Here is a 22,209-nt window from a genome sequence, read left to right on the forward strand (position 1 = left end):
TTTTAAAAATATATCTCATACCGTAAATGGGTTAGCATTAACAGTATTCGCCATATTCTTAAAAAAATAAAATCTTATAAATCTCACCTAATTTAAGGTGATTTACTATAATATTCATTTCAACCTCTTAAGGAAGTTAATTTTTAAAATCATTATTTAATAAATAAGATTCGCTATTCATTTCATTTAGTCTTGAAATAGTACGTTTAAATTCTGTGGCTCGTGCTGAACCTTGATATATTTTATTTGGGTTATCTTCTAGGCTTATAAATAAGAGTATTTTATAGAAATAGGCATTATCGATAAAGTTGATAAATCTAACGGCTGTATTTGTATCGTTAGCATCGATAGTATGAACATCCCCCACTATAATAACGTTGAAATTTTGGCAAATATTAACATAATCGATATAGCTTAAGTCTCTTGTAAATAATTCATTATAATCTGTTACTAATATTCTTTGATACACTTTTTGAAAGGATATTTCTCTACCTAGAATCTGTATATTTTGAGGAGCAAGATTATTATCACTAATATCTGTGATAATTTTTTCAAGTTTGTTTTGGTTTTCTACAGTTAAAGGATAAATTATCCTTGCCTCTTTAACTCCTAACGCTTTATCAAATCGATAATCATGGTGATTATCTAGATATTTAACATAAAATGTATTATTGATTATCTTTATAAAAGGTAAGAAAGATTCTCGTTGTAATCCGTCTTTGTACAGATTATTGGGACTTGTGTTAGAAGTTATAAAAATAAAAATATTTTGCTTTATTAATTCATTAAATAATCTACCGATTATCATTGCATCAGTAATATCTTTAATTTCAAACTCATCTATACATAACACTTTGGTTTGTTTAGCATAGTTTTTAGCAATTTTAGGGATAATATCTTTCTGATTTGCTGTTTGTAATTTATGCATAGATTTATGAATTTCCTGCATAAAGTTTTGATAATGTATGATTATTTTAGGTGTGGTTAATTCTTCAAAAAAAGAATTCATGAGCATAGTTTTACCGCTGCCCACTGGACCGTATAAATAAATTCCGTTTTTTAAGTTGTTTTGATTAAAGAATTTGAATAAACTTTTAGGCTTATTAAGTGCTGTTGCCAGCTGTTTTAATTCTTCTCGTAAAGCAGTTTGTTTTGAATCTCGTATTAATGAAGTAGAGGATTTAATCATCCAAAATATTTTTTATCTAGTTTGTTATAGGTTTTTTCTAAAATGTTGTTCCTAGCTAAAAGCAGGAAGGCTTTGTTGCGTGGATCAATTCCGCCTCCGTCATACCGTGGTTTGATCACGGTATCCAGTGAAAAATGCTAACCTTTAGCATTTTTTTGTTATTTTTGTTAGATTGCCACACTCCTTTTAATCACTTGCAATGACGGTTGTGATTATCATTTCCTACATAAAAGTGTTGCATCGCCATAGCTAAAAAAACGCATTGCTTCTTTTATAGCATATTTATATAATGCATGCATCTCTTTAAATCCGGCAAAAGCACATATAAGCATAAATAAAGTAGATTTAGGAAAATGGAAATTAGTAAGTAGCATATCGGCTGTTTGAAATTTAAAACCTGGGGTTATGAAAATATCAGTTTCAAAGCTACCTGCTTTTATGATGCCGTTATTGCAAGAACTCTCAAGTGTTCTAAGTGTTGTAGTGCCGACTGCGATAATACGTTTCCCTTCTTGCTTTGCTTTATTGATGATTTCAGCAGTGTCAGGAGTAATAGAGCAATATTCGGTATGCATTTTATGTTCATGAATATTTTCGGTTTTTACAGGTAAAAAAGTTCCAGCTCCCACATGTAATGTTAAAAATGTAGCTTGTATGCCTTCTGCCTTAAGCTTATCAAGTATATCCTTTGTAAAATGCAAGCCTGCTGTCGGTGCTGCAACTGAACCTTCTATTTGGCTATAGACAGTTTGATAGCGGTCGTTGTCGTTTTGAGTGTTTGTCATACCGTGGTTTGACCACGGTATCCAGTCATTATTTAAATATTTTTTGGATCCTGTGGTTGTAGCCACGGGATGACATAATGAGTGTGAACGCCTAATATAAACCGGTAGCGGCATCTCACCGTATTTATTTAAGAACTCAAATACAGAAATATCATTAAGCTCAAATTTTACTTTAATCTCACCCATTGCAAGTTTTTCGGTAATAATTACCTTATGATTATCAAAATAAAATTCATCATTGACATGAAGCTTTCGAGCTGGTTTAGCAAAAGCCGACCAACTATCATCTGATAATTTTTGATTCAAATTTATTGTAATATTTTTCCCCAAATTTAACTTTGCTTTTATTACCTTACTATTATTAAAGACTAATAAGTCCCCTTCTTTTAAGTAATCTATTATGTTGTAGAATTTGGTTTTAATAGGCGGCGTAACAGCAATTAGTAAATCTGAGTTATCACGTTCACTAGATGGATATTGTGCGATCAGTTCGCTTGGTAAATCAAAGTCAAAATCAGATAGTTTCATTGTTTAAATATTAGTGGCTAAAAAAGTGATTATAACAGCATATGACAATATTTAATATAATATTTTAGTTTATTGATTGCTTACTAATAAATCAACTATTTGTTGATAAAATGATTTTTTTCTGTATGATACAAAATACTATCAATTGAATCATTAAGGGAAATACTATGATAACCGATGATATAATTAGAAATAAATTTCATGAGATATTAAGCAGTAAAGATAAAATATGGGATTTAATAATATATATAAAATAAAAAGATATGAATTTTTTAGAGAAAATTTTGTCAAAGAATTCAAAGCTTTGATTGAAGATCCAAATACAAATATTTCTAGTGTGTACAATATGGCATACTGCACTGTAGATAAAATAGCAAGATTTCCTGACACTGCTTATAGTTAAAGCAATTTGTCAAGGTGATTATGATTTAGTTGATAGTATGTTAACCGCTTTAAATATTGATCCAAATACAGAAGTATATACATTGGAAGGTGAGGCTAAATCTTTTTTATATTTTGCGTGTCATAATAATCAGAAAGGGATAGTAAGGCTTCTACTTGCAAAAGGTGCAAATATAATTCATACTGCCCTAACAGCTCAACATTTTGATATGGCCGCATTTCTAATTGAAAATGGTGCGGATCCTAATTACGTAACAGGTGACAATATGACTTATTTAGAAATATGTATGTTCCTATACCTAAAAATATAGCCATGGTAACTAAATTGCTTGCTTATGGTGCTAATATGGAATTTATGCGTTGTGAAAAAAACGCATTTAAAAGTTTAGTAGACCTAACTAGAGAGCTTCATGATAGGAAGCAGAGTACAGATATAGTAAAAGTATTTTTACAATACGGTGCTAATCCGGATATACTCGATCCTGACGGTCAAATGGTCCATGACAAGGAAGCAATTTATGAACCTCTGAAAGCTCTTTTAACGCTTGAATCCGCATTTCGTAAGAATGATTACAAGAAAATTAAGGCTATTGACAAGAAAGATTTAGCTGCATTTATTCAATGGAAAGTAGCAATATTACCGGTTGCAAAAGATGTTTCTAAGGATGAGTATATTAAAAGCCTATTAGAACTATATAAATTTTCAAATCAAATGAGTTTGGATTCGGATAATTCTATAAAACAACCATTAATAGAATTAGGAGAAAAGATAGCTAAATTGATACCGCCTTTAGAGTTTTTATGCATTTTAAAAATTGAAGATATTATTGATAGTAACGCTACAGATAGGATAGAATTACTTGAGAGTGCAATAAAAGCGATGACAGATTATGGACTACTTCAAGTTGCAGCAACAGGAAAAATAGTGGCTCATAATGATTTAATTTAAGGATTGAGGCTGGTATTATGTCATTCCTGCGAAAGCAGGAATGACATAAAACATGGGTAATACCTCCTCACACTATTAACCCTTTAACTTGAGAGTCCCATAATTTTTGATATAGCTTACTATTTTTTAGTAATTCTGCATGGTTACCGTCATCGATTATACTTCCCTTTTCAAAAACTAAAATTCTATCCATATTGAGTAAAGTAGATAATCTGTGGGCAATAACTATCACGGTTTTATTTTGCATTAAATAATCTATTGACTCTTGAATCAGGCTTTCTGTCTCGCTATCTAAGCTACTTGTTGCTTCATCGAGAATTAAAATAGGAGCATTTTTTAAGATAGCTCTTGCTATGATAATTCTTTGACGCTGGCCACCTGATAAGTTATTCCCCCGTTCACCGCACATAGTATTGTAACCGTCCGGTAGATTATCGATAACATCATGAATATGTGCAGCTTTTGCTGCTTCTATCACCTCCTCAAGAGTAGCTTCTTTTTTCCCGTATCTGATATTGTCCAAAATGGTACGATGAAAAAGCACCGGTTCTTGAGGTATAAGGCTAATGGCTTTTCTTAAAGAATCTTGAGTTACGTTTTTAATATTTTGATTATCTATTAAAATCATTCCTTCTTCTATATCATGTAACCTAGTGAGTAAACTAATAAAAGTGGTTTTCCCTGAACCTGAAAATCCAACTAGTCCTACTTTTTGTTTACTCGGTATTAATACCGATTTATTATAAAATAGATTGTTATTATGATGATAATTAAATGTAACATTTCTAAATTCAATAATCCCTTCTTTGATATCTAATGGAGTAGCGTTTTCAATATCAGTTATAATATGCGGTGCCATTAAAGATAAGCCTTGATTAAATGCCCCGACCTGCTCGAATATATCACCGATTTCTTGCGTTAAATCCCAAATATCGTCTGCTACATTTATACATAATGTTAGCACTAATACGCAATCACCTATGCTTATAGATAATTCGCTACGAAGTTTAGATAAATAATAAATCATTATAAAAATCATTATTGAACAAGAAGTCCCAAGAGCATAACGCAATTTGAACATAAAGAATTGCATAGTTTGCTCATCGGCTATGGCATTTTCTACTCTTGTTTCTAGATGTTGACGTTCAAATTTATGGGCTGTAAACATTCTAACCGCATTAATGTTGCTAATTGCATCTACGATACTACCGGCAACAAAAGATTGGCTTCTAGCATAATTTAATGAGTATTTATTGATTTTATCCGAGAAAAGAACACTAAGTCCTAAAAAAACCATAATCCATAAAATAAATATCGTAGCAAAAACGTAATATACCGAATATAAAGCAATTAATGCAAATACAATAATAGCGAGTTTACGAAGAATTTTTTCACCAAATATTGAAATAATCATCTCAAACGATCTTGCAGTTTCGGTAATACGATTGCTAATATGTCCTGCTAGATTATCCTGAAAGAATTTATGGCTATGATATTGGGTATAATTATAAAGTTCATTTAGTATTTTCCCTTTTATTACGGGTATAGTCTTGAGATACAAATAATCATATGAACGATATGCTATATTAATACTCTCCCACCACAGAGCATAAAATACTGCCCAGTAAATCATGGCAGATAAAAGATTATTAGTGTTCTCATCGCTGAAAGATTCTATTAAATCAATGATTTTCTGAAGTAATATACTATCAATCGCTGGAATCATACCGAGTAAAATACAAATTATAGTCAATAAAGTCATTTTAACTTTATCGAATTTTAAAAAATAAATACCTAAGCTAAATGTTGATTTAGATAAAGTAGGGTATTTTATCACGATAATGTACCTCGATTTTAAAATAATATATTAATGCGTGTTATTTTGGAGCATATTTTAATTTAATTATTTTGTAAAAATATACCTAGAAATATTAAATCTGTGGAAAAACAATAAACAGGCCTTGCTTCTTACCTTAAATAATGCTACAAAATTCAGAAAATAACTTCAACATCATTAGAAATGCAAGAAAAAGAATTATCCAATAATTTTTTAGAAGAACAAGAAAAGTCTAAGGAAGAAGACGATTCTCCGTTCTTTGATGTAAAATATATTTGTCAAGCAAGTTTATTAATTACAGATTCTATCCGAAAAGGGTATGATGTAACGCAATTGCCCAATGGTGATATTAATGTTACAGAAGTAAGAATCGTAAATGTTCATTATAATTGGAACTCCGAAAAAGGAAAATTTGTTAAAACTAATCAGATAGAATTTAATAATAGCAAAGGTGGATGATTAAATCAAATACTGTATACTCGTTTAATTTGAAAAATTGGCTACGTCATCCTATAAGGTATTGTGGTACTCTATCTAACACTGGGAGTATATGGTTATTATCACAAAGCTTATTATCTTAAAACAGCAGTCTAAATATGGAATTTGATCAAGGGTTATTATCAAGGATTCAATTTGCTTTTACCATAAGTTTTCATATAATATTCCCTGCTTTTACTATAGGGCTTGCAAGCTTTTTAGCGGTAATTGAAGGGTTATGGTTAAAAACAAACAAGCCGGTTTATCAGGAAATATACAAATTTTGGGTGAAGATTTTTGCCGTTACTTTCGGTATGGGAGTAGTGTCGGGCATTGTAATGTCTTATCAATTCGGTACTAACTGGTCGAATTTTTCAGATAAGGTTGGAAATGTCCTCGGTCCGCTCCTCGGTTTTGAAGTATTTACTGCCTTTTTCCTCGAATCTTCTTTTTTAGGTATAATGTTATTCGGCTTTAATAAAGTCAGTAAAAAAGTACATTGTATTTCTACGTTAATAGTTGCTGTTGGTACTGTAATCTCAGCTTTTTGGATACTTGCAGCTAGTAGCTGGATGCATACGCCTGCTGGTTTTGAACTGCGAGGCGAAGGATTCTTTTATCCTTTAAATTGGCTAGAAATTATCTTTAACCCTTCTTTCCCATATCGCTTTTTCCATATGATTACGGCGGCTTATTTAACTACTTCTTTTGTTATCGGTGGTGTAGCTAGCTTTTATTTACTAAATAATCGTTCTAAAGAGCATGCTAAAATTATGCTTTTTATGGCAGTGTTAATGGCGTTAATTGTTGCACCTATTCAAATAGTTATTGGTGATCTGCATGGTTTAAATACTCTTAAATATCAGCCGGTCAAGGTCTCGGCTATGGAAGGTATTTGGAATACAGAAAAAGGAGCAGCTTTTAATCTTATCGGCTTTCCTGACTGGGAAGAAGAAAAAACAAAATATGCTGTAGAAATACCTTATGCTAGTAGTTTAATCTTAACGCATAGTTTAGACGGTGAAGTGAAAGGATTAAAAGAATGGACAAAAGAAGAGCGCCCGCCGGTTGCAGTAGTATTTTTTAGCTTTCGTATTATGGTAGGAATTGGTTGTTTAATGGTATTTACAGGTATTGCAGGGTTATATCTTTACTTGAAGAAAAGATTATATACTACGCATTGGTTTCAATATTGGTATATATTAATGTCCCCTTCAGGTTTTATTGCAGTACTTGCCGGTTGGTTCGTAACCGAGGTAGGTAGACAACCTTATATAGTATATAATATTTTAAAAACCGTGGATACGGTATCACCGGTACTCGGCAAATATGTATTTATTTCTCTAATTGCTTTTATAGTAGTGTATGTGATCATTTTCGGAGCGGGTATATATTATATAATGCATTTGATAAAGAAAGGTATAGAAGCGATAGATAATAAAGAAATGTACGGAGAGAGTGGTTTGAATAACCCATTATTAGAAAAGTAATAAGCTTATGTTAATTTTTGCACCTTATATAGATTTACCACTTGTTTGGGGGGGGCTTATAGCTACCGCTATTTGTTTATATGTTTTATTAGACGGTTTTGATTTAGGAGTAGGAATCTTATTTCCGTTTGCACCTACCGATAATTGCCGTCATAAAATGATCAATTCTATTGCTCCTTTTTGGGACGGTAACGAAACTTGGTTAGTACTTGGCGGCGGTGGTTTATTTGCGGCTTTCCCGTTGGCATATTCGCTATTAATGCCGGCTTTATATATTCCTATTATATTGATGTTACTCGGTCTAATATTTCGTGGTGTAGCTTTTGAATTCCGTTTTAAGGCTCATATAGGTCATCATTATATTTGGGATTACGCTTTTCATTTCGGTTCTATGCTTGCTGTTTTTTGTCAAGGTTTAATGCTTGGTACGTTTGTCCAAGGAATAGAGATAGAAGGACGAGAATTTGCAGGAGGGAGCTTTGATTTTCTTACTCCCTTTTCCGTTATGACGGGGATAGCATTAATATTCGGTTATGCACTCTTGGGTGCTACTTGGCTTATTCTGAAAACAGAAAAGACAACACAAGATTGGGCTTATAAATCTGCTTTATATATTTTATTTTACGTTGCACTTTTTATGGGGCTTGTAAGCTTATGGGTTCCTTTCTTAAATAACCACATAAATCATCGTTGGTTTAGTGTACCTAATATTTACTATTTATCTATTGTACCTATTGTAACTGCTTTAATATTTATCAAGTTAATTAAAGCCATCAAGCAGAAAAAAGAAGTAAAGCCGTTTATTTATACGATCTTGTTATTTTTATTAGGATATTTAGGGCTTGCGATAAGCATATGGCCATATATCGTTCCTTATAAAGTTACGCTTGAAACCGCAGCAGCAGCACCGGAGTCACAGTCTTTACTGTTGATAGGGGCGGGGATATTCCTACCTGTCATACTTGGCTACACATTCTATTGTTATTATATATTCCGTGGCAAATCATCTCATCATCCAATATATTAAAAAATTTAAAAAAATAACCTCTTGTCTCAAAGGGTGGCAATGGTTTATTATCCTATGGCTTAACGGATTATTATCCACATTACTTTTAACTTATGTAGTTAAGCTGGTGTTTAGGGTGATAGTAGGAATATAACCTTGACAAAACGTACTGTTTATAGTACGTTATTAATATTAAGTCTCACTAACTATAAAGAAAAAATAATGGAAATATATAATACAAGCGAAGCAAGAAGTAAGCTTTATAAACTTATAGATTATGTTTCTGATGTACACAAACCTGTTTATATTAAAGGTAAAAGAAATAATGTAGTTATAATTTCAGAAGAAGATTATCGTAATATGGAAGAAACTTTATATTTATTATCTATTCCAAATATGCATAAGTCTATAATTGAAGGACGAGCAGAGCCTATAGCAAAGTGTAGCGATAAATTAAATTGGTAATTTTTTATAAATGTATATTAAATGTATATAATTCGTTATACTACACAAGCACAAAAAGATGCTAAGAAAATAGTGCAAGCTGGTTTAAAGAATAAAGTAGAAGTTTTATTAAACATAGTTAGTATTGATCCTTGGAAAAATTACCCTCCATATGAAAAGTTTGTTGGTGACTTTAGTGGTTGCTATTCAAGAAGAATTAATATTCAACATAGGTTGGTTTATGAAGTTTATAAACAAGAAAAAGTTGTAAAAATTCTTAGAATGTATACGCATTATGAATAAATCATTAACTGAAAAAATCTCAGCATTTATTATTACCAAAAATGAATCCGCAAGGGTAGCACGAGCTATAAATAGCGTAAAAAATATTACTGATGAGGTGATAGTAGTCGATAGCGAAAGTACTGATGATACGGTAGCAATAGCTGAAAAATTAGGAGCAAAGGTAGTAATAAAACCGTGGCTTGGTTATGTAGGACAGAAATCTTTTGCCGAAAGTCTTTGCGTAAATGATTGGGTTCTTAATATTGATGCCGATGAGGAGTTGTCTAAAGAGTTACAAGACGAAATAGAGTATATTTTTGCCTCTCATAATCAAGATCGTTATTTAGCTTATCAAATAAAGCTATTAATAATGCATCGTAATGACCAAAAGCCACGAATGTTTGCTCCATTTAATAAATGTACTCGGTTGTATAATAAAAAATTTGCAAGCTTTGCAAATACCGTAAATAGTACTACTCATGATTCGGTAATATTTAATAAAGATGTTGATTTTGCAGGTAAAATTTATCTATTAAATGAAGCTGCTTATCATTATTCGGGTACTTCAATTGAGCAGTTGGTCACTAAAGCAAATTTTTATTCTAGCGAGCAAGTAAAAGATTTAGTTAAGCAAGGAAAAAAGCTTTCAAATTTTCGTTTAACAACTGAAATGATATGGTGGTTTTTTAAAGCGTTTTTTATCAGACGCTATTTTGTATTTGGTTTTGACGGTTTTGTAGATTCAATAATTTTTGCTTTTGCAAGATTTCTAAGGCTTACGAAGTTAAGAGAGTCATCGCTTAAATCAAAAAACGTCATTGCAAGCGACTATAAAGAGCGTGGCAATCTCATGAAGTAATATAAAATTCCTGAGATTGCCACGTCGATGCTATGCATCTCCTCGCAATGACGATTTAGAAAATAAAAGATAAATTATGAAAGAAAATTTTAATGTTAGTAAATTAAAAAACGGTTTAACAATTTTAACATATAATATGCCTTATGTTAATTCGGTAGCAATAAATTTAATTGCTAAAGTTGGAGCACGTTATGAGAATGCAGAAGAGGACGGCATATCTCACTTTCTTGAGCATATGGCTTTTAAAGGTACAAAAACTAGAACGGCAAAACAGATAGCGGAAGAGTTTGACTCTATAGGCGGGCATTTTAATGCCTATACCGGTCATGAGAATACGGTATATTATGCACGAGTCTTGTCTGAAAATTGTGATAAAGCACTTAATATACTTGCCGATATAATTCAAAATTCTATTTTTGCTGATGAGGAAATAGCTAAGGAATATCAGGTGATCATGCAGGAAATTGCTCATCATCAGGATAATCCAGATGATCTAGTATATGAGAAATTTTATAATAAAGTTTATAGAGAACAACCGTTGGGTAAGTCAATCTTAGGCACTGCTAAAACCCTTGCAACTTTTACGAAAGAACATTTTTTTAATTTTATAGATAAACATTATAATACTGAAAATCTCTATTTATCAATTGCCGGTAATATTGCTCATGATAAAATAGTAATTATAGCGGAACAGTTATTTTCTTCTTTGAAGCAAGGAGTAAAAAGTAGCTTTATTCCGGCAAAATATATAGGCGGACACGGCTTTATTAATAAGGAGTTAGAGCAAACTAGTTTATTGCTAGGGTTTGAAGGTACATCATATATTAATTTAGAAAAGCTTTACCAAACTCATCTACTTTCTATAATATTTGGTGGCGGCATGTCATCGCGTTTATTTCAAAGTATTCGTGAGACATTAGGTTTAGCATATGCAGTAGGTAGTTATAATAGTGCTTATTTTGATAGTGGAGTGTTTACAATTTATGCATCCACTGCACATGATAAATTAGAATTATTATATAGAGAGATTAAAAACGAAATAATAAAAGTGACTGAACAAGTAAGCACAGAAGAGATTCTTAGAGCTAAAACACAACTGCGTAGTAATTTACAAATGGCTCAAGAGAAAAATACCTATAAGTCAGAAGAAATAGGTAAAAATTATTCTGTTTTCGATAAATATATTTCTCCTGAAGAGATTATGGAAATTATCATGAGCATAAAAGCTGATGATATTATTAATACGGCAAATAAAATATTTAGTGGTACTACTACGTCGGCTATTATCGGTCCGAATGATCTTCAGGGATTTTAATGATATGCTTGTGTGGATACCAGAGTCGTCATTGCGAGCGGCCGTAGGATGCGTGGCAATCTCATGAAATAATAGCTCCTGAGATTGCTTCGTCAATTACTGCGTAATTTTCTCACAATGATGAGGAAAATGAATTTTGAGACAAATAAATGAAAAAAAAATTATATGAAGGTTCAAGTAAAATTTTATATTCTGCCGAAGAAGATTTTTTACTTATAATGGCTTTTTCCGATAAGGCTATTTTAGAAACAGGTGAGACTATTGATATATCAGGTAAAGGAGTACTTAATAATAATATTTCTTCCTTTCTAATGGATAAACTGGAAATGATCGGCATTGAAAATCATTTTATCGAAAAAATAAATATGAGAGAGCAATTAATTCAATATGTTGAGGTTTTCCCGATACAAGTAATAATATCATCAATAGCGTGCAGTAGATTTGTAAAAGAATTCGGAATGGATGAAGGGTATGTATTTGATAAACCTATCATTGATTTTAAGGTCCGAAGTCGTGAATTTAAATATCCGATAGTTAATGAGTATCAAATATTAAATTTCGGCTGGTTAACTAGGGATGAAATTAAAGCGGTAAAAGAGCAGGCTTTGCGTATATATGATTTTCTAAGCGGTTTATTTATTGGTGTCGGGATTCGGCTTGTTGAGTGTAAATTAGAATTTGGGCGTGTGTTTAACGGTGAAGAATCTATCATTATGTTAACTGATGAAATTAGTCCGGATAATTGTAGATTATGGCATATTAACAGTAATGAAAAATTGGGATTTGAATTGCTCGAAAAAGAACCAAATAAGGTTTTTGAATCATATCAGCTAATAGCTGATCGTTTAAAAGAAAAATAAATATATTTTTTAAGCGATATATGCTATTTTGAACTGTTAAAGGTTTTATTACAAAGTTCGGTTTTTCGTCATTGCGAGGAAAATTACAAAGTAATTGACAAAGCAATCTCAGGATATTTGACGAGATTGCCACGTAGTCTACGGCTGCTCGCAATGACGATTAGGTGTCTACGCAGGAACAACATTTCTGATTTTTAATAATTTTTTTACAGTAAACAAGATGAAAATACGATTTATTATAATAAGCTTTATAGCTCTAATCCTAGTAGGGTGGGGATATGCTGCCTATAAATTTGAACATCACAGTAAAGAAAATATTATCTCTATTCTTGATAAATATGAAGAATATATAACTTATGATGCAGTAAAAGTTAATAAATATGGATTTAGTGTTACTTTAAATAAAGTAATGTTAAAACCTATAGATTTTTATTTTGATGAAATAGTTATTAGACATATACCGTTTTTGAATATTACAAAAATTGATTCTTACGGAAATAATGTAAAAATTACTACCGCTCAAGATGAAAAAAATATTTTTTACTCACCTGATCATCATATAACAATTTGGTTTAGAAAATCTTTGTTTAATAGAGAGCCTGATTATTGGAAATTAAGCTTGAGTGACAATAAATCAACTCTTTATAGTTCTCTAGATGCAGAAAAATTAGCAGAGAGTGATATTAGTAATTCTGTAATTACTAATACTAAGATATCGGATAACCTGCATTTGTTAATTTTGGATGGAAAAAATACTGTTTCTTTTATTTCTGAAAATTACAGAAGAAATTTACATGATAAAATTTTTGAATTTTTGAGAGATCAAATAGCTAATGACTTTGATACTGCTTTCTTTGAGTATGGTTTGACAAAGTTAGATATATTGAATTTACCTATTTCTTACAATTCCAAATTAAAACTAAAATATAGTGATGAGTTAGTAGCTCTTGGAAAATTATTAATTCAAAATTTTTCTCTAGATCAAAAGCAAGATGAGAATATGCATGCTGTTATTTTTATGCAGATGTTAGGAGAATTAGTAAAAGGTAAGCCGTTTTTATTTGCTTGTGATATTGAAAGAAAAGGAAAAGTAGAAAGTAATTTATATAAATTAAATATAGAAAAAGATAAAATTTTTGATTTTGCTTTAAATATTAAATCTACTATAGAACCTTCTGAAACATACCAAAAAACGGTAGCTGAAGCTTTAGGAAGCTACTTTAGTAATGGTTTAAACAAAAGAGCTGAGTTAGATAAAATTTTTAAACTAACTAGCCCTATTACTCAAGAAGATGGGGAAAGAGTAATGGGTGTTTTTGCAAAAATAAATAATTCCGAATTTAATTTGAAAGGTGAGTTTGATCCTGAAGCAAAAAAATTATCTGGTAAAACTAATCTTGTAATAGATGATTTTAATTTTGCTATTGATATTGATATGCCTACTATAGATAATCCTCTGACTCTAGAAAGCGTAATAAAATTATCGGATCCGAGTGCGGTTATAAATAATTTTGTGCATTATACTAATAATGCTATTGTACCAGTGCTTAATAAAATAGAAGATGCTAAGGAATTTGCTTTAAATCTAGGGAAAAAATCTTCAGTAATAAAGCAATACGGCTTTAGGGCAATAGAAGTTTTTAGTAAAAATTCTGAATTAAAAAACGGTGAATCTTTAGTAGTTGATGTAAAAAGTCAAGATGCCAGACTAACCTTTAACGATAAAGCTATTGATCAGATCCTTAGTGATGCAAGAGTATTAGAATTTATGAATGCCATGGCTATGATAGATCAAGAAAGAAAGTAGTCTAAGTGTCATTCCTACTTTTGCAGGAATGACATAAGAGCTACGAGATAAGCTCTACAAGTAAAACATTTGAAGAAAAAATAAGTTATAAAAGAATGATTAACATTTCCTTTCCCGATGGGAGTATAAAACAATTTGCAAAAAACATTACCGCCTATGAAGTAGCAAATGCAATTTCAATGTCACTTGCTAAAGCAGCCATGGTTGCTGAAATAAACAGTGAGCTTAAAGACTTAAGTATCGTAATTGAAAATGATTGCAAGCTTCGTATTTTAACTGTGAAAGATCCTGAATGTCTCGAGATAATAAGGCACGATGCGGCACATTTAACAGCAGAAGCAGTAAAGGAACTATTCCCTGAAACTCAGGTAACGATTGGTCCTGCAATTGAAAACGGTTATTATTACGATTTTGCTCGTGATAAACCTTTTACCACTGATGATTTAGCCGTTATAGAAGCTAAAATGCAAGAACTTTCACAAAAGAACGAGAAAGTCACAAGAGAGTTATGGGATAGGGATAAAGCCGTAGAGTTTTTTAAATCGATAGGAGAGCATTATAAAGCCGAAATTATTGCTTCAATCCCGGCAGGTGAGCCAATTACTTTATACAGGCAAGGTAATTTTATTGATCTATGCCGAGGTCCGCATTCTCCTTCTACAGGGGTTGTTAAGCATTTTAAGTTGATGAAAGTTGCAGGAGCGTATTGGCGAGGTGATAGTCGTAATGAGATGTTACAGCGTATATACGGCACTGCTTGGGCTACGAAGGAGCAGCTAGATAGTTACCTCTTGATGCTTGAAGAAGCCGAAAAGCGTGATCATAGAAAGCTTGGGCGTGAGCTTGATTTATTCCACTTCCAAGAAGAAGCTCAAGGAATGGTATTTTGGCATGATAAAGGCTGGAGTATATATAATACCATTGAGCAGTATATTAAGAAAAAGATTCGTAAAAACGGTTATACCGAAGTTAAGACTCCTGTTTTGGTCGATAAAAGCCTTTGGGAGGCTTCAGGACATTGGGAAAAGTTTCGTGATGATATGTTTGCATTCGAAACAGACGACAAGACATTAGCTTTGAAGCCGATGAACTGCCCTTGCCACGTGCAGATTTTCAAACAAGGTATCAAGAGTTATCGTGATTTACCTCTTCGTATGTCGGAGTTTGGTTTGTGCCATCGTAATGAGGCGTCCGGTGCGTTGCACGGTTTAATGAGAGTGCGGAGTTTAGTGCAAGACGATGCACATATATTTTGTGCTGCAGAACAAATTACCGATGAAACAGTTAGTTTTTGTAAATTACTGACTGAAGTTTATAAGGATTTCGGCTTTACTGATGTCAAGGTAAAATTTTCTGATCGTCCTGAAATCAGAGCAGGGAGCGATGAAGTTTGGGATAAGGCTGAGAATGCTTTAAAAGAAGCAGTAGAACAAGCAGGGTTTACTTATACACTAAACCCGGGCGAGGGGGCATTTTACGGTCCGAAGCTTGAGTTTGTATTAACCGATGCGATAGGGCGGCAATGGCAATGCGGTACGCTTCAGATGGATTTTGTTTTGCCGGAGCGGTTAGACGCTAGCTATGTTGCAGCAAGCGGAGAGAAAAAAAGACCCGTAATGCTACATAGAGCGATTCTTGGCTCACTTGAGCGTTTTATTGGTATATTGATCGAAGAATATGCAGGTAGGTTCCCGCTTTGGCTTGCACCAGTGCAGGTTGCTATTGCAACTATTACCAGTGATTTGAACGATTACGCTTTGGAAGTGCAGAAAGCTTTAATTGATAACGGGGTAAGAACAGATTTTAATATCTCACCTGATAAAATTAACTATAAGATTCGTGAGTTTTCTAATCAAAAAATACCGATGATTGCAGTAATTGGTAAACAAGAGCAAGAAAATAAACAAGTAGCGATTAGAAGGCTTGGAACTACTGACCAAGAAGTATTATCGGTTGAGCAGTTAATAGCTGTGGTTAAAGAAGAGAATGAGAAATATTTGTAGATTTTAAATCTAAAGGATGATATAAGATAATAATACGTATCATAGGGATATGATATCCCAATTAGGAAAAAATCCTAAGGAGATTATGTGAGAACTATTAATTAATATAGCTGATTCGCAAATTAAAATTCTAGATAAAATATCCAAGAAAAAAATATCAAGAGATAAGATTATTGGGCAAGCTTTAACTAGTTACATTGCTAGTAATGATTACAATAATAAGGTATTTGAAAACGCTTTTGGACTCTGGAAAGATAAAAATCTAGATAGTTTAGAATATCAGGCTAAATTACGTAATGAGTGGAACGAATGAAAGCTACCTTTGATACTAATATATTAATAGATTATCTACAATAATGTCATTTCGTTGATCGCGCATGGGTGATAACTTAAGGATCGATGTCATTTCCACGAAGACGGGAATTCAGGGTAAAGCGAGATAAATCGAGCTTTCCAAAAAAAATCTTTTAGACCAAGATTTTTTTATAAATTTTACTTTTCAAATAAAGCTTTAAGGTACTGGATTCCCGCTTCCGCGGGAATGACATAAGAGTCATGCAACAAGGGCACGCAGGTATGATATGAAACGAGCCATGTAATTAAGGCCGCTTTTATCTAAGAATAACATACATTTCTCAACTTATGAAAATCAAAATTTATCCTGTTTCTTTTTTATGGTCTGTTATAAAGCCGTATAAATGTATTTTGTTATGATGCTTCTTGGGTCTATTGCAAGCAGCTTTCATCCTATTATATATAATTATGCTGTAAAGCTTTTGCTTGATTTATTTACCCAAAATGAAAAGATTATATTTGCTCAAAGTTATAAACCGATAATATGGTTTGTAGCAGCACAAGCTATACTTGATGGTGTTTGGCGTGCTCATAACTTTACGCAACTTAAAGTAATGCCTCATATTTTTCAAGGCATGATGAATAAAATATGTAATCACTGTTTTAATTTGCCGTATACTTATTTTCCAAATAACCTTCCCGGGTTCTATCGTCGGAAGAGTACGGGGCATAGGTGATAATTATTATAAAATGTACCAAGCCATCGAGTATCAATTAAGCAAACCGTTATTAATTACCTTGCTTTCCAGTATTGCACTGGGTCTTACTAATATTAAAGTATTTGTTGTCATATGATTTAATTATTTGTATAATACTCAGTTTAGTATATTGGGTATATTTCACAGGTGTATTTGTGTATGTAATTCATTTAACGTAATCTTGGTGAAATTAGTATCGGCGATATTGCTTTTATTATGTCCCTTACTTTTTTAGTTACTGAAAATTCGTGGCATGCCACTATGGAACTTAAAGACTTTTTAGAAGATATAGCAGCGTTTCGCTCCGCCTTTACAATCATGTAAATCCCAAAAGATACTATAGATAAATGCTGCTGAATTAAAAATCTTCAAAGAGGAGATTATATTTAAGGATATATCGTGTGCTTATAAAGAGGGGAGTAGTGTATGCCAGTCTCTTAATTTGCATATTAAAGCCGGTGAGAAAGTGGGTATTGTCGGGCATTCAGGTAGCGGTAAATCCACTTTAATTGTATTATTATTGAAAAATTTTAAAGTCGGAATTGGCGATATTATAATCCATAACCAAAGCCTTTACGATACTTCCTCTGACAGCCTATGTGGGAGCAGATATCATTAATTCCTCAAGATATTATGCTTTTTCATCGCTCAGTAGGTAAGAATATCGGATATGCAAAAGAGAATGCTTTGCCTTGGGAAATAGAAAATGCCGCCAAAGCTGCAAATATCCATGAATTTATCAAAAGTTTACCGGAAAAATATAATACCATTGTCGGTGAGGGAGGAGTAAAGCTAAGTGGCGGACAGAGGCAACGTATAGCAATTGCCTGTGCTATTCTTAAAAATGCTCCAATTTTGGTTTTAGATGAAACAACTTCAAGCCTTGATAGCCATACAGAGCAAGAAGTACAAAAATCTATTAATAACATGTTTGATATTGAGAATGTAACAATAATTGCTATAGCCTACAGATTATCTACTATCAAGCATATGGATAGAATTATTGTTATGGATAAAGGCAAGATCGTATAAGACGGCACTTTTAAGGAACTCTGGGAGCATCAAGTTAACGGATTTGTATTAAGAAATGTAAGGTATCTCTAGGCAACAAAAAGTTAACTATGAAGTTCATAACCTAATAAAAAGCATTTATTACATTTATAATCAAATATTTCATGAAATGTTGTTTTGAATTGCCAATCTTTTTACAAGATGGACAATTTGAATAATTAGAACGTGCATAGGAGTTTCCTGATACCGGTTCTGCTATAGGATAAAAAACTTTCTTTTTTAAACATTTTTGTATTCGCTTACTAATTTTTCTTCCTTTTATAGAAATATCACTATCTAATTCTGCTAATTGTTTTTCCATTAAAGGTTCTAATGTTTATAGCTTGAAAGCCATCAGCTGTAAGCCGCCGCATAATCATTTTGCCAAGAAGTAATTGTTCATCCGAGATGCTTTATCATTTATTATATATAAAGGTAGATATCTCCCCTCATCTGTACGTAATACAAGCTGCTCTTCATAAGCTTTTGAGCATGAAATAGGATATAAATAGAGAAATTTTGCATTTTCAATATTTTGTTCGATATCAATAGGTGTTTCACTAACATAGTCTGCTGTTATTTTATAACTAATTATTACGCCCAATTGCTCTAATTCATCTTTATTAGGAATTATTGCATAAAAAACATAATTGATTTTAAACATGCTTTAAAGAAAAGTATAAAATACTACTTTTCAAAAAAAAGAGTTATACCACTAAGGCTTTTTTCCCTTTAGATTGTTCTTGTTCAACTGTTTGAGTATGAGACTTAACTTGAGGGATTGCAAGATCGACTACATGTTCATATCTAACGTTATTTTCAAATAAAACTTGACCGCATTTATTCACTTGAATAATATCTTCTTTAGAGAATTTATTTAAAATAACTTCCGTGATATTATACAGGAATTTCCAAGATAGTTCTATTCTTTCTTGTAATGTTAGCTTTGTATTTGCTGGTTTTTGACTATTAAGGGCAACATTTGGCAAATCATCAATATTACCTCCTTCAGCAGGTAATATATTTTTTTTACGTGCTGCTATTTTCTTATATATTAAAAATATTAATAATAATGCTAAGCAACCTATGGCAATTAAAATATGAGTATTAGAATTAGACACTATTTTGCTCTTCCTTGTTGTTAAGTTAAGTTGTGTGTTTTAGAAAGTATAAGTAACCACTGCTTTACCTATATTAACTAAGTTAGCTATATCAGGAGTTAGCTTTGTAATTGCTAAGACCAGAGGCGGTAATAAGTTAGTTTTTATTGTGAGACTTATAACATTCCCGAGTTCTTGACTTCCTGGTATTACTCCTACTATTTTTTTATATCGCTTGTAATTTCCGTAGCTTTTTCTACTGCTTTACATAAGGATTCTATCTTTTCGCCACAAAAAGCTTCCGGATTTAATACTTTTAATAATTCTGTTTTAGCTTCATTGAGATTACCAGAAATAGTATTCTTTACAGAGTTTAATTTGTCAATATTTATATCTTGTGGAATTGCACTTTCAATATTACTTTTGAGTTCTGTGATTTTTTCTTCTACTTCATTTTTGCTTTTTGGTATAGCTTTAGCAGCTTTTACAACATTCTCTAGTGAAACTTGGTTATTAGGGTTTTTATTTGCTATTTCAATAATTTTTCGAGGCGGTTCTTTTGATGTTTCTGAAATTGCAGCAACTTTTTTGGCTTTTTCATAGATGTTTTCAAGTTTCTCATGAGATTTAGCCTCTTTCCTTATTTCTTTTATATCATTATGCAATTTTGTTATTTTTGGCAATAATTTTTTCAGAGTCAATAAGATTATTTACTTTTTCAAGTATTCTGCTTGTTTGTATAAATATTCTAAGCATCGGTATTTGAGTCGATATAACCCCGACTAATATATTGTCTAATGATTCTATAATTTTTTAGAAGCTCCAGGATAGAGTTTATCTAATTCTTGCTGAAGTTTTAAAATTTGTTCTAAAACATTTAAACATTTTGCTACAATAATCCTGTCAAATAAAAAGATATCTTGTGTTTTTAACTGTTCTTGATATGCTGTCTCAAGCGCTTCAGATAAAGTAGTTATAGATTCTTGGATTGTCCTATTAAAAAGTTTTTCTATTTTCGCTACATCGATATTTTCAGTGTGAGATAATTCATTTAAAGAATTTTGTAAAATATAAAATAAATGATCTTCTAAATCTTTTACATTCATTTTCAAAGATTTTGTAAAACCTTTTAATTTTAAAGCCTTTGTTGTTCTTTATTTAATCCGCTGAAACTAGAAAAATCAAATTTATTATTTTGTTATCAAATATTAATTAATCTTAAAGCTTTATAACCGTAAAATAAAATGTAAAATCATTGCCCTTGAGATTAATTTTTGTTATATTACGTGCTAACATTGCTACAATAGATTTATATTGTTTTATTAGGCTATAGGTATATTCTTGAAAGATTAAACTGATCTAACTAACATATTATCAATTATTCAAGAAATTTATGCATAAATTAACTACATTTATTGTTACATTATTACTAACTAGTTCAGTTGCAGCAGTTGATTTGCAGGAAGCTTTAACTGAAGGATATAAGAATAATGAGGAGCTGAAAGCTGCTAGAATTAAGTTTTTAGACTCGATTGAGCAGTTCCCGCGAGCTTTGTCGGGGTTTATGCCTAGTGTTGGATTACAGATTAATAGACAAGATAATAAGACTAAATATAATAAAAAATATGCTGATAGGCTTGGTCTTACTCCAAGGGGAACAGATAGTGATCAAGGTGCATTAACAATTCAACAGTCTCTATTTAATGGTGGTTCTAGCGTTGCGGCTCTTAAAGCTGCTCAAGCAGGATTTAAAGCTGCACGGGGTGCATATTATGCTGGTGAACAAAAAATATTATTAAATTTAATAACTGCGTATCTTGATTGTTTTGAGAGCAAAGCGAAATATGATATTTCTGAAAGTAGAGTTCGCACTAACGTACAACAAGTTAATACCGTTGAGGAAAAATTAAGACTTGGAGAAGCAACGGAAGTAGATATAGCAACCGCAAGAGCAGGGCTTGCAGCAGCAGAAACGAATAAACTAGCTGCTTATGCTGATTTTCAAGGAAAAAAAGCAAATTTTATTAGAGTATTTGGAATAGAGCCGACTAATATAACTATGCCTGAGTTACCTAAAATGTTACCTGCTTCATTAGATGAGTTAACCGGAAGAGCGGCTAAGCTCAATCCTGATATTGATTCGGCAAGGCATAATGTAACTGCGGCTAAAGCTTTAGAAATGGCAGAAAAAGGGAAATTATTACCGCAAGTAAGTGTGCAACTGCAATCCGGTAGAACATACTACAATCCACAAGATGATATAAATGCTAGAAATGTAAATGCTATAAATAATAGAAGCTATACTACTACTCTTTCGGTAAATATCCCTATTTATCCTGAGGGAGGAGCTCAATATTCCAGAATCAGATCGGCTAAAAATCAAACAAGAAATAGTGCAGTTCAGCTTGATAGTGCGATAAAGCAGACCCAAGCAGGGGTTGTAAGCGTGTGGGAGGGATTTGAAGCAGCAAAATCTCGTATTGTTGCCGCTAATCAAGGAGTGGATGCTGCTCAAATATCATATGACGGTACTGTGCAAGAGGAAATAGTTGGATCTAAAACAATATTAGATGTTTTAACTGCCGAAGAAAAATTATACGAAGCAAAAATAACTCGTGTGGATGCGTATAAATCTTCAGTACTTGCGGCATATCAAATGAAATTGTTAACCGGCGAGCTAACGGCTCAAAGTTTAAAACTTAAAGTAAAATATTTTAGTCCTGAAGAAGAGTTTAAGACTATTAAAAAGAAAATGTTTATAGGTTTCTAAT

The 22,209-nt window shown here is 32.0% G+C and carries 26 protein-coding genes; 18 read left to right on the forward strand and 8 right to left on the reverse strand.

Annotated features, from left to right (window positions below):
- Window positions 1-136: 136 nt before the first annotated feature.
- Both zapE and queA read right to left on the reverse strand, forming a co-directional pair.
- Complete coding sequence (gene zapE / locus ACPKKV_RS02800) at window positions 137-1,189, reverse strand: cell division protein ZapE (RefSeq protein WP_392506088.1); 1,053 nt, start codon at window positions 1,187-1,189, stop codon at window positions 137-139.
- Between the two features lie 215 nt (window positions 1,190-1,404).
- The gene (gene queA, locus ACPKKV_RS02805) at window positions 1,405-2,502 is read right to left on the reverse strand and encodes a tRNA preQ1(34) S-adenosylmethionine ribosyltransferase-isomerase QueA (protein WP_392506089.1); all 1,098 of its coding nucleotides are present in this window, start codon (window positions 2,500-2,502) and stop codon (window positions 1,405-1,407) included.
- A gap of 229 nt (window positions 2,503-2,731) precedes the next feature.
- Here queA and ACPKKV_RS02810 point away from each other — a divergent pair, with 229 nt between their 5' ends.
- From ACPKKV_RS02810 to ACPKKV_RS02820, 3 genes are read left to right on the forward strand one after another with little or no spacing between them, the layout of a single operon-like run.
- Window positions 2,732-2,905 carry a hypothetical protein gene (locus tag ACPKKV_RS02810; protein WP_392506090.1) on the forward strand — a complete coding sequence of 58 codons (174 nt, stop codon included), beginning with the start codon at window positions 2,732-2,734 and terminating at the stop codon, window positions 2,903-2,905.
- Window positions 2,906-2,942: 37 nt separating this feature from the next.
- The gene (locus ACPKKV_RS02815; protein ID WP_392506091.1) at window positions 2,943-3,215 is read left to right on the forward strand and encodes an ankyrin repeat domain-containing protein; all 273 of its coding nucleotides are present in this window, start codon (window positions 2,943-2,945) and stop codon (window positions 3,213-3,215) included.
- Complete coding sequence (locus ACPKKV_RS02820; protein WP_392506092.1) at window positions 3,188-3,853, forward strand: hypothetical protein; 666 nt, start codon at window positions 3,188-3,190, stop codon at window positions 3,851-3,853. Before ACPKKV_RS02815 ends, ACPKKV_RS02820 begins: the two co-directional genes overlap by 28 nt.
- Before the next feature lie 67 nt (window positions 3,854-3,920).
- Here the strand turns inward: ACPKKV_RS02820 and ACPKKV_RS02825 are convergent, their stop codons facing one another.
- Window positions 3,921-5,690, reverse strand: coding sequence for an ABC transporter ATP-binding protein (locus tag ACPKKV_RS02825; protein WP_392506093.1), 1,770 nt, complete (start codon window positions 5,688-5,690; stop codon window positions 3,921-3,923).
- Between the two features lie 183 nt (window positions 5,691-5,873).
- Between ACPKKV_RS02825 and ACPKKV_RS02830 the strand changes: the two genes are divergently transcribed.
- The 14 genes from ACPKKV_RS02830 (at window position 5,874) to ACPKKV_RS02895 (ending at window position 18,320) form a co-directional block, all read left to right on the forward strand.
- Complete coding sequence (locus ACPKKV_RS02830; RefSeq protein ID WP_392506094.1) at window positions 5,874-6,149, forward strand: DUF2671 domain-containing protein; 276 nt, start codon at window positions 5,874-5,876, stop codon at window positions 6,147-6,149.
- Window positions 6,150-6,286: 137 nt separating this feature from the next.
- Window positions 6,287-7,657, forward strand: a complete 1,371-nt coding sequence (locus ACPKKV_RS02835) for a cytochrome ubiquinol oxidase subunit I (RefSeq protein ID WP_392506095.1) — start codon at window positions 6,287-6,289, stop codon at window positions 7,655-7,657.
- A gap of 7 nt (window positions 7,658-7,664) precedes the next feature.
- A complete protein-coding gene (gene cydB / locus ACPKKV_RS02840) occupies window positions 7,665-8,684 on the forward strand; it encodes a cytochrome d ubiquinol oxidase subunit II (protein ID WP_392506096.1) in 1,020 nt (339 codons plus the stop codon).
- Window positions 8,685-8,885: 201 nt separating this feature from the next.
- Window positions 8,886-9,128 (forward strand): type II toxin-antitoxin system Phd/YefM family antitoxin, encoded by a 243-nt coding sequence (locus tag ACPKKV_RS02845; protein WP_004996433.1) that lies wholly within the window; start codon window positions 8,886-8,888, stop codon window positions 9,126-9,128.
- Between the two features lie 21 nt (window positions 9,129-9,149).
- A complete protein-coding gene (locus tag ACPKKV_RS02850) occupies window positions 9,150-9,410 on the forward strand; it encodes a Txe/YoeB family addiction module toxin (protein ID WP_392506097.1) in 261 nt (86 codons plus the stop codon).
- The gene (locus ACPKKV_RS02855; RefSeq protein ID WP_392506098.1) at window positions 9,403-10,251 is read left to right on the forward strand and encodes a glycosyltransferase family 2 protein; all 849 of its coding nucleotides are present in this window, start codon (window positions 9,403-9,405) and stop codon (window positions 10,249-10,251) included. Before ACPKKV_RS02850 ends, ACPKKV_RS02855 begins: the two co-directional genes overlap by 8 nt.
- A gap of 76 nt (window positions 10,252-10,327) precedes the next feature.
- Window positions 10,328-11,566, forward strand: a complete 1,239-nt coding sequence (locus tag ACPKKV_RS02860; RefSeq protein WP_392506099.1) for a M16 family metallopeptidase — start codon at window positions 10,328-10,330, stop codon at window positions 11,564-11,566.
- A 149-nt stretch (window positions 11,567-11,715) separates the two neighbouring features.
- Complete coding sequence (locus ACPKKV_RS02865; protein WP_392506100.1) at window positions 11,716-12,426, forward strand: phosphoribosylaminoimidazolesuccinocarboxamide synthase; 711 nt, start codon at window positions 11,716-11,718, stop codon at window positions 12,424-12,426.
- 220 nt (window positions 12,427-12,646) lie between these two features.
- The gene (locus ACPKKV_RS02870) at window positions 12,647-14,233 is read left to right on the forward strand and encodes a phosphoribosylaminoimidazolesuccinocarboxamide synthase (protein WP_392506101.1); all 1,587 of its coding nucleotides are present in this window, start codon (window positions 12,647-12,649) and stop codon (window positions 14,231-14,233) included.
- A gap of 95 nt (window positions 14,234-14,328) precedes the next feature.
- Complete coding sequence (gene thrS, locus ACPKKV_RS02875) at window positions 14,329-16,236, forward strand: threonine--tRNA ligase (protein ID WP_392506103.1); 1,908 nt, start codon at window positions 14,329-14,331, stop codon at window positions 16,234-16,236.
- A gap of 100 nt (window positions 16,237-16,336) precedes the next feature.
- A complete protein-coding gene (locus ACPKKV_RS02880; protein ID WP_392506929.1) occupies window positions 16,337-16,549 on the forward strand; it encodes a hypothetical protein in 213 nt (70 codons plus the stop codon).
- A gap of 397 nt (window positions 16,550-16,946) precedes the next feature.
- Window positions 16,947-17,267 carry an ABC transporter ATP-binding protein gene (locus ACPKKV_RS02885; RefSeq protein ID WP_392506104.1) on the forward strand — a complete coding sequence of 107 codons (321 nt, stop codon included), beginning with the start codon at window positions 16,947-16,949 and terminating at the stop codon, window positions 17,265-17,267.
- 487 nt (window positions 17,268-17,754) lie between these two features.
- The gene (locus ACPKKV_RS02890; protein WP_392506930.1) at window positions 17,755-17,907 is read left to right on the forward strand and encodes an ATP-binding cassette domain-containing protein; all 153 of its coding nucleotides are present in this window, start codon (window positions 17,755-17,757) and stop codon (window positions 17,905-17,907) included.
- The gene (locus ACPKKV_RS02895) at window positions 17,886-18,320 is read left to right on the forward strand and encodes an ATP-binding cassette domain-containing protein (RefSeq protein WP_392506105.1); all 435 of its coding nucleotides are present in this window, start codon (window positions 17,886-17,888) and stop codon (window positions 18,318-18,320) included. The genes ACPKKV_RS02890 and ACPKKV_RS02895 overlap by 22 nt, the downstream gene beginning before the upstream one ends.
- 103 nt (window positions 18,321-18,423) lie before the next feature.
- Here ACPKKV_RS02895 and ACPKKV_RS02900 read toward each other — a convergent pair whose 3' ends face one another.
- The 5 genes from ACPKKV_RS02900 to ACPKKV_RS02920 form a co-directional block, all read right to left on the reverse strand.
- Complete coding sequence (locus ACPKKV_RS02900) at window positions 18,424-18,660, reverse strand: hypothetical protein (protein WP_392506106.1); 237 nt, start codon at window positions 18,658-18,660, stop codon at window positions 18,424-18,426.
- Between the two features lie 54 nt (window positions 18,661-18,714).
- Window positions 18,715-19,002 carry a hypothetical protein gene (locus tag ACPKKV_RS02905; protein ID WP_392506107.1) on the reverse strand — a complete coding sequence of 96 codons (288 nt, stop codon included), beginning with the start codon at window positions 19,000-19,002 and terminating at the stop codon, window positions 18,715-18,717.
- A gap of 43 nt (window positions 19,003-19,045) precedes the next feature.
- Complete coding sequence (locus ACPKKV_RS02910; protein WP_392506108.1) at window positions 19,046-19,459, reverse strand: DUF2660 domain-containing protein; 414 nt, start codon at window positions 19,457-19,459, stop codon at window positions 19,046-19,048.
- 197 nt (window positions 19,460-19,656) lie between these two features.
- The gene (locus ACPKKV_RS02915) at window positions 19,657-20,103 is read right to left on the reverse strand and encodes a hypothetical protein (RefSeq protein ID WP_424492225.1); all 447 of its coding nucleotides are present in this window, start codon (window positions 20,101-20,103) and stop codon (window positions 19,657-19,659) included.
- A 138-nt stretch (window positions 20,104-20,241) separates the two neighbouring features.
- A complete protein-coding gene (locus ACPKKV_RS02920) occupies window positions 20,242-20,544 on the reverse strand; it encodes a hypothetical protein (RefSeq protein ID WP_392506932.1) in 303 nt (100 codons plus the stop codon).
- Window positions 20,545-20,831: 287 nt separating this feature from the next.
- Here ACPKKV_RS02920 and ACPKKV_RS02925 point away from each other — a divergent pair, with 287 nt between their 5' ends.
- Entirely contained in the window at window positions 20,832-22,208 is a 1,377-nt protein-coding gene (locus tag ACPKKV_RS02925; RefSeq protein ID WP_392506110.1) for a TolC family protein, read from the forward strand.
- Window position 22,209 lies beyond the last annotated feature (1 nt).

This window comes from Rickettsia finnyi (genome assembly GCF_049668125.1).
GTDB lineage: Bacteria > Pseudomonadota > Alphaproteobacteria > Rickettsiales > Rickettsiaceae > Rickettsia > Rickettsia kotlanii.

Excerpts from the sequence above, each read along its gene's own strand:
- zapE (WP_392506088.1), bottom strand. The coding sequence starts at position 1,189 with ATGATTAAATCCTCTACTTCATTAATACGAGATTCAAAACAAACTGCT.
- queA (WP_392506089.1), bottom strand. The coding sequence starts at position 2,502 with ATGAAACTATCTGATTTTGACTTTGATTTACCAAGCGAACTGATCGCA.
- ACPKKV_RS02810 (WP_392506090.1), top strand. The coding sequence starts at position 2,732 with ATGGGATTTAATAATATATATAAAATAAAAAGATATGAATTTTTTAGA.
- ACPKKV_RS02815 (WP_392506091.1), top strand. The coding sequence starts at position 2,943 with ATGTTAACCGCTTTAAATATTGATCCAAATACAGAAGTATATACATTG.
- ACPKKV_RS02820 (WP_392506092.1), top strand. The coding sequence starts at position 3,188 with ATGTATGTTCCTATACCTAAAAATATAGCCATGGTAACTAAATTGCTT.
- ACPKKV_RS02830 (WP_392506094.1), top strand. The coding sequence starts at position 5,874 with ATGCAAGAAAAAGAATTATCCAATAATTTTTTAGAAGAACAAGAAAAG.
- ACPKKV_RS02835 (WP_392506095.1), top strand. The coding sequence starts at position 6,287 with ATGGAATTTGATCAAGGGTTATTATCAAGGATTCAATTTGCTTTTACC.
- cydB (WP_392506096.1), top strand. The coding sequence starts at position 7,665 with ATGTTAATTTTTGCACCTTATATAGATTTACCACTTGTTTGGGGGGGG.
- ACPKKV_RS02845 (WP_004996433.1), top strand. The coding sequence starts at position 8,886 with ATGGAAATATATAATACAAGCGAAGCAAGAAGTAAGCTTTATAAACTT.
- ACPKKV_RS02850 (WP_392506097.1), top strand. The coding sequence starts at position 9,150 with ATGTATATAATTCGTTATACTACACAAGCACAAAAAGATGCTAAGAAA.
- ACPKKV_RS02855 (WP_392506098.1), top strand. The coding sequence starts at position 9,403 with ATGAATAAATCATTAACTGAAAAAATCTCAGCATTTATTATTACCAAA.
- ACPKKV_RS02860 (WP_392506099.1), top strand. The coding sequence starts at position 10,328 with ATGAAAGAAAATTTTAATGTTAGTAAATTAAAAAACGGTTTAACAATT.
- ACPKKV_RS02865 (WP_392506100.1), top strand. The coding sequence starts at position 11,716 with ATGAAAAAAAAATTATATGAAGGTTCAAGTAAAATTTTATATTCTGCC.
- ACPKKV_RS02870 (WP_392506101.1), top strand. The coding sequence starts at position 12,647 with ATGAAAATACGATTTATTATAATAAGCTTTATAGCTCTAATCCTAGTA.
- thrS (WP_392506103.1), top strand. The coding sequence starts at position 14,329 with ATGATTAACATTTCCTTTCCCGATGGGAGTATAAAACAATTTGCAAAA.
- ACPKKV_RS02885 (WP_392506104.1), top strand. The coding sequence starts at position 16,947 with ATGATGCTTCTTGGGTCTATTGCAAGCAGCTTTCATCCTATTATATAT.
- ACPKKV_RS02895 (WP_392506105.1), top strand. The coding sequence starts at position 17,886 with ATGTGGGAGCAGATATCATTAATTCCTCAAGATATTATGCTTTTTCAT.
- ACPKKV_RS02900 (WP_392506106.1), bottom strand. The coding sequence starts at position 18,660 with ATGGAAAAACAATTAGCAGAATTAGATAGTGATATTTCTATAAAAGGA.
- ACPKKV_RS02905 (WP_392506107.1), bottom strand. The coding sequence starts at position 19,002 with ATGTTTAAAATCAATTATGTTTTTTATGCAATAATTCCTAATAAAGAT.
- ACPKKV_RS02920 (WP_392506932.1), bottom strand. The coding sequence starts at position 20,544 with ATGAATGTAAAAGATTTAGAAGATCATTTATTTTATATTTTACAAAAT.
- ACPKKV_RS02925 (WP_392506110.1), top strand. The coding sequence starts at position 20,832 with ATGCATAAATTAACTACATTTATTGTTACATTATTACTAACTAGTTCA.